The sequence below is a fragment of the Deltaproteobacteria bacterium genome (assembly GCA_029210625.1).
Lineage (GTDB): Bacteria > Myxococcota > Myxococcia > SLRQ01 > SLRQ01 > JARGFU01.
This window is the reverse complement of record JARGFU010000016.1, coordinates 95057-105895: the sequence shown is the minus strand read 5'-3', so window position 1 is coordinate 105895 and position 10839 is coordinate 95057. Positions and strand designations below refer to the sequence as shown.

General features: G+C 72.5%; 8 protein-coding genes. 1 reads left to right on the top strand and 7 read right to left on the bottom strand.

What is annotated here, in order from left to right; translation table 11 throughout:
• Positions 1-122: 122 nt before the first annotated feature.
• Complete coding sequence (locus P1V51_15995) at positions 123-1820, bottom strand: CpaF family protein (protein MDF1564547.1); 1698 nt, start codon at positions 1818-1820, stop codon at positions 123-125.
• Positions 1821-1916: 96 nt separating this feature from the next.
• Here P1V51_15995 and P1V51_15990 point away from each other — a divergent pair, with 96 nt between their 5' ends.
• Positions 1917-2504, top strand: a complete 588-nt coding sequence (locus P1V51_15990) for a tetratricopeptide repeat protein (GenBank protein MDF1564546.1) — start codon at positions 1917-1919, stop codon at positions 2502-2504.
• On the opposite strand, the gene P1V51_15985 is transcribed toward P1V51_15990, so the two are convergent.
• The 6 genes from P1V51_15985 to P1V51_15960 form a co-directional block, all read right to left on the bottom strand.
• Positions 2501-2947 (bottom strand): DoxX family membrane protein, encoded by a 447-nt coding sequence (locus P1V51_15985; protein MDF1564545.1) that lies wholly within the window; start codon positions 2945-2947, stop codon positions 2501-2503. The two genes, P1V51_15990 and P1V51_15985, sit on opposite strands and share 4 nt — an antisense overlap.
• The gene (locus P1V51_15980) at positions 2940-3476 is read right to left on the bottom strand and encodes a rhodanese-like domain-containing protein (protein MDF1564544.1); all 537 of its coding nucleotides are present in this window, start codon (positions 3474-3476) and stop codon (positions 2940-2942) included. The genes P1V51_15985 and P1V51_15980 overlap by 8 nt, the downstream gene beginning before the upstream one ends.
• Positions 3477-3537: 61 nt before the next feature.
• The gene (locus tag P1V51_15975) at positions 3538-6270 is read right to left on the bottom strand and encodes a CxxxxCH/CxxCH domain-containing protein (protein MDF1564543.1); all 2733 of its coding nucleotides are present in this window, start codon (positions 6268-6270) and stop codon (positions 3538-3540) included.
• Positions 6267-7103 carry a cytochrome c3 family protein gene (locus P1V51_15970; GenBank protein MDF1564542.1) on the bottom strand — a complete coding sequence of 279 codons (837 nt, stop codon included), beginning with the start codon at positions 7101-7103 and terminating at the stop codon, positions 6267-6269. The genes P1V51_15975 and P1V51_15970 overlap by 4 nt, the downstream gene beginning before the upstream one ends.
• A complete protein-coding gene (locus P1V51_15965) occupies positions 7103-8584 on the bottom strand; it encodes a hypothetical protein (GenBank protein ID MDF1564541.1) in 1482 nt (493 codons plus the stop codon). The genes P1V51_15970 and P1V51_15965 overlap by 1 nt, the downstream gene beginning before the upstream one ends.
• An 84-nt stretch (positions 8585-8668) precedes the next feature.
• Complete coding sequence (locus tag P1V51_15960; GenBank protein ID MDF1564540.1) at positions 8669-10654, bottom strand: beta-propeller domain-containing protein; 1986 nt, start codon at positions 10652-10654, stop codon at positions 8669-8671.
• Positions 10655-10839 lie beyond the last annotated feature (185 nt).

Below are 10839 nucleotides of genomic sequence, written 5' to 3'. Positions count from 1 at the left end.
CGGGCTCCACGGACGCTCGGTGAGCGGCCGCGGCTTGACTTCCTGGCTATGAGCTGTGAGCTGCGAGCAACCGGGCGCACAGCGCTGCCCGAGCTCGTAGCTCGTAGCTCGTAGCTCGCAGCCTACTTGCGGCCGATCGTCCCCCCGCGCCTGCGCCGGGGCCGCCCCTCCGGCCCATTGGAGGATTGATCCTCGTAGGCCTTCGCCTCCTCGGCGAAGTCGTCGGCGAGCTGGATCGAGGGCTGTTCGGCCGCCTCGGCCGCGGCGAGGGCCGCGGCGATGGCCGCCTCCTCGTCGGAGAGGCCGACCGGCGCGTCGTCGGCGCCGGGGTCGGTGGACTCCTCCTTCTCGGCGGTGGCCGGCACGGCCGCGCCGAGCTCGTCGCCCCGGGCCTGGGCCTTCACCGCCGCCGGCGCCGCGCCGATCCGGGTGGAGGGCTCGTCGTACTCGTCCTCGGGTGGAGGCGGGGTGGCCGCCGCCGGGGCCGCGTCCGCGTCGTCGCCCAGGTCGGTGGCCTCGGCCTTCGGGGGCGCCATCGGCTTGGGCGGCTCCTTGCCCTCCATGCCGGTGCGCACGATGATCTCGCGCGTCTTCCCCTTCTCGCGCAGCGCGTCGGCGACGGGGTTGTGCTCGGGATCGGGCAGCCCCTCCTCGCGGTGCTTGAGGCTGGGGGACCAGCGGGGCTTGAAGCCCGCGCCCACGAAGCTCGGGGGCGGCACCTGACCGTAGGTCGCCGGATCGAAGAACTCCTCGTCCATGTAGCCGAAGCCGAAGGCCTTGAGCTGCTCGAAGAAGGTCGGGATCAGCCCGGTGGGCGAGTGGTAGCCGTGGATCTTCCCGTCGGCGTCCTTGTGGGTCTGGGTGAAGACGAAGATGTCCTGGGTGCGGTAGTCGCCCTTCTCGTTGAGGGGCAGCACCTCGGAGATGTGGGTGGTGCGCCGAGAGCCATCGGAGAGGCGGGCGCAGCAGAGCGTGATGTTGATGGCCGAGGCCACCTGGGCGCGGACCGCCACCATCGGCAGGTCGATGCCGCTCTGGAGGCAGAGGGACTCGAGGCGCCGCAGGGTGTCGGTGGGCGTGTTGGCGTGGACGGTGGCCAGGGAGCCGCCGTGGCCGGTGTTCATCGCCTGCATCAGGTGGAAGGCCTCGCCGCCGCGGACCTCGCCGACGACGATCCGGTCGGGGCGCAGCCGCAGGGAGGACTGGAGCAGATCGCCCATGTCCACCTTGCCCTTGCCGAACTTGTCCGGCGGCCGCGACTCGAAGGGCACGAGGTGCTCCTGGTTCATCTGCAGCTCGGCGGAATCCTCGATGGTGATGATGCGTTCTTCATCGTGGATGTAGGCCGCCACGCAGTTGAGCATGGTGGTCTTGCCGGAGCCGGTACCCCCCGAGACGATGACGTTCTCCTTCAGCTGCACGCAGGCGTCGATGAAGTTCGCCATGGCCGGCGACATCGAGCCGAACTGCACGAGGTTCGCCACCGTCAGCTTGTCCGGGAAGAACTTCCGGATGGCGATGGTGCAGCCCTTGCGGGCGATCGGCGGCATCACGATGTGGATCCGCGAGCCGTCCGGCAGCCGGGCGTCGAGGCGGGGCCGCTCGTCGTCGAGGATCCGGCCGACGAACTGCGCCATGTTCCGGGCGGCGGCCTCGAGTCCCTCGTTGGTGAACTTGGCCTGGGTGAGGGTGAGGTTGCCCCCCTTCTCGATCCAGATCTCCTCGGGACCGTTGATCATGATCTCGGAGACCTTGGGGTCGTCCAGGAACTCCCCGATGGGCTTCAGGAAGTGGCGTAGTGATTCCTCGTACATTCCCATGCCGAAGACGCTAGGACAGGCGCTCGATGCCGGTCAACGGGGCACCCGGACGCGATCCGCCCTCCCCCACCCCGTGCTAGAGTCTGGAGGCGAATCATGAGCGAAGGCGACGATCCCAAGATCCCCGAGATCGAAGAAGAGGCCGATCCGAAGGAGGCGCTGCCCACCGAGCCGATCGTCATCGAGATCGATCGGCAGCTCGAGCGCCTCGATCAGGTGCTGGAGAAGGTCCGCGGCGAGGTCACCTACTGGGCCAAGAAGGGCGTCTACACCAAGGTGCGCTTCAAGTTCCGGGGCAAGCCGCTCCTGCCCGACCTGCCCATGGCGGCCTTCCTCGCCGCCGAGGCCGCCACCTTCTGGTACACGGGCCTCCTGCGGGCCCTGGTGATGAACGTCGGCGGGCGCGCCCTCTTCGACGTCGAGCTGATCTCCGACGCCGAGCCCCACCTGGCCCGGGGACAGGAGCACCTCCTCGACGGCGACGTGGACGAGGCCCTCGAGGAGTTCCAGCGGGCGCTCGCCATCGACCGCGACCTGCCCAGCGCCCACCTCCAGGTGGGGGTCTGCAAGAAGCTGCGGGGCGAGAAGGAGGGGGCCCGGGAGGCCTTCCGCAAGGCCCGCGATCTCGACCCCCACGGCGAGGTCGGCCGCCAGGCCATCGCCCAGCTCAAGAAGCTGGGCTAGCCCTCGCGCTCTCGCGCCGCCCGCTGGGAGAGCCAGAGCGCCGCCGCGGCCGCCGCGGTCAGCGCCACGTCCCGCAGGACGGTCAGGCCGGTGACCGGCCCGGTGCCGGTGCCGAAGCAGCCGCAGGAGATGTCGATGCCCCGGGCCACCACGGTGGTCACGGCGAAGGTGAAGCCGGCCATGGCCCCGGTGGTGAGCAGGGCCGAGGCCCGGGCCATCCGGGTCCAGGGGGGCAGGAGCAGGGCCAGCCCCAGGACGATCTCCACGCCGGGCAGGATCGAGGCGACGTAGGGCGCCACCCAGGGCAGCAGCTGGTAGTTGGCGATCTCCTCGGCGAAGCCCGCCGGATCCCCCAGCTTGGCGATCCCGGCCCAGAGCCAGACGACGGCCAGGAAGAGCTTCAGGACCCAGACCGCGCCGCGCTCGGGGAGGGACCTACTCATGGTCGTGCCCCTCATGGCTGGGCCCGCCCTCGTGGCCCGCGCCACAGGCCGCGCAGGGACCGGAGGCGCAGGCGAGGCTCGCGGCCTCCCAGGCCGGGTAGCCGCCGTCGATCACCCGCACGTCGTGGATGCCCCGCAGCAGCAGGGAGGAGGCCACCGGCAGGGCGCTCTCGGTGTCGGCGCCGTAGACCAGGACCGTCTCCGAGCCCATCAGCTGGCCCTCGATCTCCGCCTCGATCTTCCCCACCGAGCAGGGCAGGTGCACCGCCCCGGCGACGTGCCCCCGGGCGAAGGTCTCGGCGTCACGGACGTCGAGGATGAGGATGTGGCCGCCGGCGCAGAGGGTGCCGGCCTCCTCGGCGCTCTGGAGCACGGGCGCCCCCGTCGTCCCCTCACCGCAGGCGGCGGCCGCCTCGGCGGGCGCGGGGAAGAGCCCCTCGAAGCGCAGCGCGTGGTTGCCCAGCCCCAGGAGTGACCCCAGGAGGAGGAGGCCCAGCGAGGCGGGGATGAGGCGAGCCAGTGCGGTCATGGGTGCACCACTTCTAGTGCCGGTCGCTGGAACCGGCCACCCCGAGGGCTATTCCAGGCCTTCAGTTCTGGTGGCAGGCGTTGCAGGTCGACCAGCCGACGGGCGTCACCCCCCACTGCAGCGGCTCGTACTGGGCCATGCCGGTCCCGAAGGACTGGAGGATGTGGCAGCCGACGTTCTGGCAGCTCTTGTCGGCGGGATCGTAGGTCGAGAGGGTCAGGTCCACCGACCAGGTGATCCCGTCGACGACCGAGCCCGGCGGCCGATCCGCGGCGCTGGGGGCGGCGGTGACCCAGGTCGGGTAGGTCGGCCGGTTGGGTGCCGCGGGGATCCCCGGGGTGCCCGCGGGGATCGAGGTGCGCTGCTCGAAGACCACGTCGCGCACGCCGTTGACGTGGGCCGCCGGCTGGACGCCTCCGACCCCCTGCGCCGGCGCGCCGCCGGCGCCGGTGTGGCAGCGGGTGCAGTCCATCCAGTGGCCCGAGCCGCGCTCGTAGCTGCCGGAGGTGTTCAGCCAGTAGAAGCCGCCGGGCCCCACCGCCGCGGGATCGACCGTGTCGTAGTGGCAGGTCTGGCAGGTCAGCGGCGAGGCCGCGTCGCCCGGGCTGCCGCCGCCGTGGTAGCTCGTGTGCCAGGGGCCCGGCAGGCCCCCGAAGTGCCCGTACTCGACGCCGTCGTCGGCGATCTGGAGGTGGGTGTTCGCCGTCGCCGTGCCCGCGCCGCCGCTGGCGTAGGAGGGTGGGTTCTCGTGGCAGCTCGCGCAGCGCGGGCCGGTGAAGCCGCCGGTCCAGGGCGGCGAGTCGACGTAGGCCGGGGTCTCCTGGCCGGTCGAGTGGCAGTAGACCTCGCGGCAGACCCCGCCGGTGTAGCTCGCCGTCGGCGTCGAGAGGGAGCGCAGGGTGCCCCCGGGGACACCGGTCGAGCCGACCTCCACGTCGACGGTGCCGTCGGCGTGCCGCGCCACGTCGCGCGGGTGGCACTGGCCGCAGTCGAAGAGGTAGGTCGCCGCGCCGGCCCGCACGTCGGCGGCGTGGAGCAGGCCGCCGTAGCTCGCCCAGCTCGTGGCGTCCGCGTCGCCCACGTGGAGCGGGTGCGCGCCGGTCGCCGGGGGGAAGCCGTGGCAGCCGTCGCAGTAGAGGACGTCGATCTTGCCGTCGACGTGGGTCGTGGGATCCGCCGGGTTCAGGCCGTTGAAGGTGTGGCAGGGGCCGCACTCGAAGCTCTGGAGGGTGGGATGCACCCCGCCCGGCGGCAAGCCGTGACAGGTGCCGCAGGCGTCCTGGCTTCCGTCCACCGTGGTCCAGGTCGGCGCGGGCACGGTGCCCGGGCCGGTGGGGAGGGTGGCGCCGTGGCAGTAGGTGTCGCTGCAGCGGCCGGTCACCGGATCGTAGACGGGCGCCGCGCCCCCGGCCACGGCGATCCCGGCCCAGGTGAGCTCGGCCGGCGGGGGGGTGTCGAGGTGCCCCGGATCGCCGACGGCCTGCGGCACGAGGTGGCAGTCGTCGCAGGCCATCGTGCGGTGCCAGACCGAGGAGGCCAGGTGCTCCCGGTGGGCGCCGACCCCGGGCTCGCTCTTCGCGACGTTGCCCGAGAGATCGAGGGGCGGCGCGGCGACCCCGCCGCCGCCGTGGCAGGCGTCGCAGGCCATGGAGGCGAGGTCGACCTTGCCGTCGATGTGGGTGGCCGGATCGTCGGGGGTCAGCCCGCTCCAGGGGTGGCAGCTGCCGCACTCGGTGGGCGAGACGGGGGGGTGGCTGCCGCCCGGCGGCACCCCGTGGCAGGCGCCGCAGGCATCCTGGCTGTCGTCCACCACGGTCCAGACCGGGGCCGGCACCGTGCCCGGCCCGAGCTTCAGGGTGCCGCCGTGGCAGTAGGCGTCGGCGCAGGCGCCGGTCGTCCGATCGTAGGTGGGCGCCGCGCCGTCGGCGATCGCGATCCCCGCCCAGGTCAGCTCCGCCGGGGCCGGCGTGTCGAGGTGCCCGGCCGCGTCGATCTGCCCGGGCACGAGGTGGCAGTCGTCGCAGATCATCGTGCGGTGCCAGCTCGAGGCGGCGAGGTGCTCGCGGTGGGCGCCGACCCCGGGCGCGGTGGTCTCGGTGTTCCCCGCGAGGTCCAGCGGCGGCGCGGGCTCGCCGCTCCCGCCGTGGCAGGAGTCGCAGGCGGTGCCGTCGACGTCGAGCTTGCCGTCGATGTGCATCCCGCCGGCGACGTCGATGCTGCCGTCGGCGGCCACCGTCCCGCGGTGGCAGAGGTGGCACTGGCTCGCCGCCGGGTGGGTGGGCGTCACCGGGGGGTTGCCGTGGCAGCTGCCGCACTGGCTCTGGGAGCCGTCCACGAGGGTCCAGACCGGGGTCTTGGTGGTCCCCCCCGCGAGGGTCACGCCGTGGCAGTAGACCTCGCTGCAGGTGGCGGTGGTCCGGTCCCAGGTGCCCTGACCGGTCGCCTTGTCCAGGCCGGCCTCGAAGCTCACCTCGGCCGGGAGGGGATCGACGTGGCCGGCCGCGCCGATCTCGGCGGGCACCACGTGGCAGCTCTCGCAAGGGAGGGCCGCCCGGATGGCGCCGTCCTGGAGGTGGGCCTGGTGGGCGCCCACCCCGATGGCCTCGGTGGCGGTCTCCCCGGAGAGGGCGGAGGGGGGCGCGCTGCTCTCGGGGCCCCCGTGGCAGGTGGAGCAGCTCAGATCGTCGGGCACCCCGTCCGCGAGGGGCGCGCCCTCACAGGCCGCGCAGAGCAGCAAGAGGAGGAGCCCCACGCCCAGCGGACCCCACGTGATCTTCGTGATCTTCGCGCTCATGGCGTGGCTCCCGCGTGGCAGGCGACGCAGGCGGTCGGCCGGTGGCAGGTCAGGCAGGAGGGGTTCTCCCGGTCCCCGGCCACGGCGCCGTGGAGCGAGGTCCAGGCGCCCTGGTGGTTGAGCGGCTGGGTGCTGCGGTGGCAGGCGACGCACTGCCCCGACTCGTGGCAGGTCTTGCAGCCCTCCCGATCCCAGGCGGCCACCCGGCCGTGGCCGCGCAGGCGCCAGAGGCCGTTGTGATCGGCGGGCGCCCGCTGCTGATGGCAGGTCTGGCAGGCGTCGGCCCGGTGGCAGAGGGCGCAGTCCTCGCCGTGGATCCCGCCGGTCCAGCGAGAGGCCTCCCCGTGGCGCCGCATCCAGCTGGACGCGCGGTGACCGGCCGGAGGCGTCAGGCGCTTCCCCTCGCCGTGGCAGCTCTCGCAGCGGTCGGTGGCGGCGACGACCTGGCGCTCCTGGTGGCAGTCGAAGCAGAGCGACGAGGGCATGAAGGCCTCGCCCTGCACCAGCTGATCGCGGACGGTCCGGGCGTGGCAGGTCCGGCAGTCGCCCTCCTTCGCGTGGCGCTCGTGGGGGAGCGCGAGGGGGAGCGGCTTCGCCCGGTCGAGGAGGCGATAGCGCGTGGGGGCGGTGTCGTCCTCGTCGTGGCAGAAGATGCAGCGCTCCGCCTTCAGGGTGGGCTTCGGCGCCTCGACGGCGTGGCAGGCCGTACAGGGCCCATCGGGCTCGCGGCCGATGTGGTCGGCGTGGGAGAAGACCGGCCCCTCCTCGGCCCGGCCGGGGCCGGCGGAGAGGAGGAGGGCCAGGAGGAGGGCCCGGAGGAGCGTCGTTCGCATCACCGTCCCCCCTCGAGGCGCTGGGTGAGGAGGAAGTGGAAGGAGTGGGCGGTGCGGTCGAAGTGCTCCAGGGTGTAGCGGAGGCGGACCTCCAGCCAGGGGAGCGCGTCGACGAAGGCCGCGACGAAGAAGGTCCGCACGTCCTGCCGCTCCTCGACGTCCGCGTAGTAGTCGTACTTGAAGCGCTGGTAGTAGCTGCCGAGCTCGCCCCCGAGGCCGCGCAGCGCCTCGGAGCGGTAGCCCGCGGCGCCGCCGAGGGTCAGCAGGCCCTCGCCCAGGTCGCCCCCGTCGTGGTGGTACTCGAGGGAGAGGGAGGCCTGCAGGCCCGGGATCACCAGCTCGAGCGCGTCGCCGGTGAGGTGGAGCCGGCCCTGGCGGCGGTTGAAGGGGGCGCTGATCCCGTCGAGGGGCTCCCGGCCCTGCCAGCCCAGGTGGAGGACGTAGTCCGCGTGGCCGGTCTCGAACTCCTCGAAGAGGTCGAGGTCCCAGCGCAGGTTGGGGTGGCTCGGCCCGAGGATGGCGAAGAGGGGATCGTCCCGCTCGTTGAGGGCCTCCAGGGTCGAGAGCTGCAGATCGATCCGGGCGTCGAGCCCGAAGCCGAGGGCCTCGTGCCAGTAGCGCCCCGCCAGCGCGAGGCGGGAGAGCGCGTCGTCGACCCCCCGCACCTCGAGCCGGGCGCCGAGGAAGTCACTGATCCGCCACTGCGCCTCGAGGCCGTAGCCGTGGTCGAGCCCCGCGCTGGCCGAGTCCTCGATCATCAGGCGGTAGTCCAGGGCGAGCTTCAGATCCCGCAGGGGCCGCAGGCGCAGGGCCACCGCGCCGAGCCAGTCCTCGAAGTGCTCGCCGTCGAGCTCGTAGAGGTGCGCGGTGCGGCCGCCGAGGGCGACGAGCTCGAGCCGCGCGAGCGCCGGGCTGCGCAGCCCGCGCAGGGGCAGCAGGGAGAGGGAGGCCCCGTCGAAGACGGTGCGCGTCCCGAAGCCGGTGCTCATCCGGCCGAGCCGCACCTCCTTCAGCCAGCCGCCGGGGCGGTAGAAGACCGAGGCGAGGTAGAGGCTGGCCGCCCGGCCCGCTGCCCCGTCCCGCACCGAGGCGAAGGCCAGGGGCGCCGGATCGCCGGCGATCCCGTCGGCGTCCAGCCAGGCCCCCAGGGCCAGGTCGGCGCCGAGGGTCCCCGCGCCGTTCAGGAGGCCGGCGTCGAGGGCGAGGTGCAGGTCCTGATCGGTCGCCGGCGCGACGGGCGCCAGGGGATCGGCCGCGGCCTCATCGCCGGGGCGCGCGTCCCGCAGGCGGTAGCCCTGCCGGGCGGTCAGCCAGTAGACCAGCCCGGGCGAGGCCAGGGCCGTCTCCTCCGCGGCGGCCGGCGAGGGCTCGTCCGCGGGCGCCTCGGCCCGGGAGAGCCCGGGCCAGAGCGCGAACAGGAGGAGGAGACACCCGGACGGAATGCCGGGCGGCCTGCGAGGGGAGCGGGAGCAGTAGGCCATCTTCGGGGTGCGGGGGCTCGAGGTGGAGGGGCCAATCGCCCCTCGCACAGATAGCTCCCCCACCCCGGAGCGTCAGGTCCGGGCCTACCAGCCCTCGTCCCAGCCGCCGCCATAGTAGATGGTGTCGGCGCAGGGATCGATGCCGGCGAAGGGCACGGTGGCCAGCTCGGCGGTGGGGTTGCGCACCTCGGTGACCGTGATGCCCGCGCCGCTCACGGCGTAGAGGGCGTTCTCGATGACCACCGAGCGGCGCTGGTCGACGCACCAGTCGTACTGGCTGGAGGCGAAGCCGGCGGCGGTCCGCAGGGTGGCGTTGCTCACCCGGCCGAGCTCGGCCAGGGGCTCGTCCACCTTGGCGTGGATCACGCTGACCTTCGAGCCGTTGCTGCCCCAGTCGGAGACCGGCACGAAGAGGGCGTCGTGGGGCGCGAAGAAGTTGAAGGCGTGGTGATCGTTCTGGGCCTCGGACCAGCCGGTGTTCGGGAGGACCAGCTGGGAGTCGCGCACGGGGTTCATGTCGTCGCTGACGTCGAAGAGGGAGACCTGGACGCTGCCATCGAGGCCGATGCCCAGCAGGTGGTCCGCGTCGATGGGGTGGAGGTAGTTCGAGAAGCCGGGGATCTCCAGCTCACCCTTCACCTCGGGACGGCGCGGGTCGGTGAGGTCGACGATGAAGAGGGGATCGATCTGGCGGAAGGTCACCACGTAGGCCTTCTCGCCGATGAAGCGCACGGCGTAGACCTCCTCGTTCTCCACCAGCTCGGGGACCATGCCGACCATCCGCAGCTGGTTGGTGCCGGGCTCGAGGACGTAGAGGCCGACCGAGGTGTTCCAGTCGTCGTCCATCTGGTTGGTGACGATGCGCAGCTTGCCGTCGAACTCGTCGGAGGAGAACTGGGCGGCGGCGGCCCCCTGGTTGGTGAGGGTGCCGGGCACCTTGCCCGAGACGTCGTAGGTCGGCTTGGTGCCGTTCTCGGGGATGTCGAAGCGGTGGATGATGGTCTCGCGCAGCCCGTCGAAGGAGCGCCAGGGGCCGTCCGCGTGCTCCTCGGAGAAGATGTAGAGGCTGCGGCCGTTGGCGTAGACCTGCTCCACCGAGCCGAGGACCGAGGTGGCGTCGACCGTGGAGGTCGGGTCGGTCACGTCGAAGGAGGAGATGGTCATCATGTGGGTGCCGCTCTGGCGGATGGAGACGTTCACGTCGGCGCAGTTGCAGATGTCGGTCTCCTCGGAGCTCCAGCTGCCGCCCCGCAGGACGTTGTCCGCCCGCTTGGGCATCCACTGGTCCAGGGTGCTGTTCTTGGAGAGGCGCATGGCCTCGGCCTGGGAGTCGGCCCACATCAGGTCGTCGAAGTAGAGATCGACGTAGGAGACGACGAAGAGGCGATCGCCCACCACCCGGGAGTCGTGGAGGAAGCCCTCGAGGTAGGTCTCGCGCTCGACCACCGGGGCGGCCTTGTTGGCGACGCTCACCAGGGTCACCTTGGTGATGTCGGAGTTGGTGGCGCCGGAGAGCTGCGCGCTGCCGCCGGCGATGGGCTGCGGGGCGCTCCAGAGCTGGGAGAGCACCGCCACCCGGTCCTCGTCCTCGCGCAGGTAGATGCCCTGCACCTGGCCCTCGATCTTCAGGCGGCCGACCTCGTGGGCGCTGGCGGCCGGCCACGCCTCGGTGATGATCAGGTGGTCACCGGCCAGGGCGTAGAGGTAGGTGCCGTCGGTCTCGACCAGGTCGGCCTCGTCCACGCCCTCGACCTGCACGTTGGTGTCCGAGTGCAGGCGGGGGGTGGAGGAGCTGTTGCTGCTGCGGGGGGCGGCGCCGGCCGCCATGTCGGCCTCGGCCATCCCGCCGAGGAAGCCCCCGCCGCCCTTCCCCCAGCTGATGAAGTTCAGCCCGCTGATCCAGCCGTAGTTGAGGCGGATCTGGGTCTGGGCCTGGAGCTTGATCTCCTTCTCCAGCTTCTCGCAGGTGTCCGCGGACTCGAGGGCGTAGGGCGGATCCAGGTTCTTGCAGCCGGGGGCGAGGAGGAGGGTCGCGGCGGCGGCGGCGAGGGTCAGCTTGGCGATCTTCATGGCGGTCTCCCTTGGGCGCTCTTGCGGGGCGCGAGGATGGATTCGAAGCCGGATCAAAGCAGGCCCCGTGCCACCCGCAAGTACCTGAAATCACGTTTGCCTGAGCCGGCCAAGGCCGCGATCCACGCCACCTTCTCCGCGATCCCCCACAGTTTTTCGAGGCCCGGGGAAGCCCCCCCGATTCC

Coding starts and splice junctions, on each gene's coding strand:
- P1V51_15995 (MDF1564547.1), bottom strand. CDS start 1,820: ATGGGAATGTACGAGGAATCACTACGCCACTTCCTGAAGCCCATCGGG.
- P1V51_15990 (MDF1564546.1), top strand. CDS start 1,917: ATGAGCGAAGGCGACGATCCCAAGATCCCCGAGATCGAAGAAGAGGCC.
- P1V51_15985 (MDF1564545.1), bottom strand. CDS start 2,947: ATGAGTAGGTCCCTCCCCGAGCGCGGCGCGGTCTGGGTCCTGAAGCTC.
- P1V51_15980 (MDF1564544.1), bottom strand. CDS start 3,476: ATGACCGCACTGGCTCGCCTCATCCCCGCCTCGCTGGGCCTCCTCCTC.
- P1V51_15975 (MDF1564543.1), bottom strand. CDS start 6,270: ATGAGCGCGAAGATCACGAAGATCACGTGGGGTCCGCTGGGCGTGGGG.
- P1V51_15970 (MDF1564542.1), bottom strand. CDS start 7,103: ATGCGAACGACGCTCCTCCGGGCCCTCCTCCTGGCCCTCCTCCTCTCC.
- P1V51_15965 (MDF1564541.1), bottom strand. CDS start 8,584: ATGGCCTACTGCTCCCGCTCCCCTCGCAGGCCGCCCGGCATTCCGTCC.
- P1V51_15960 (MDF1564540.1), bottom strand. CDS start 10,654: ATGAAGATCGCCAAGCTGACCCTCGCCGCCGCCGCCGCGACCCTCCTC.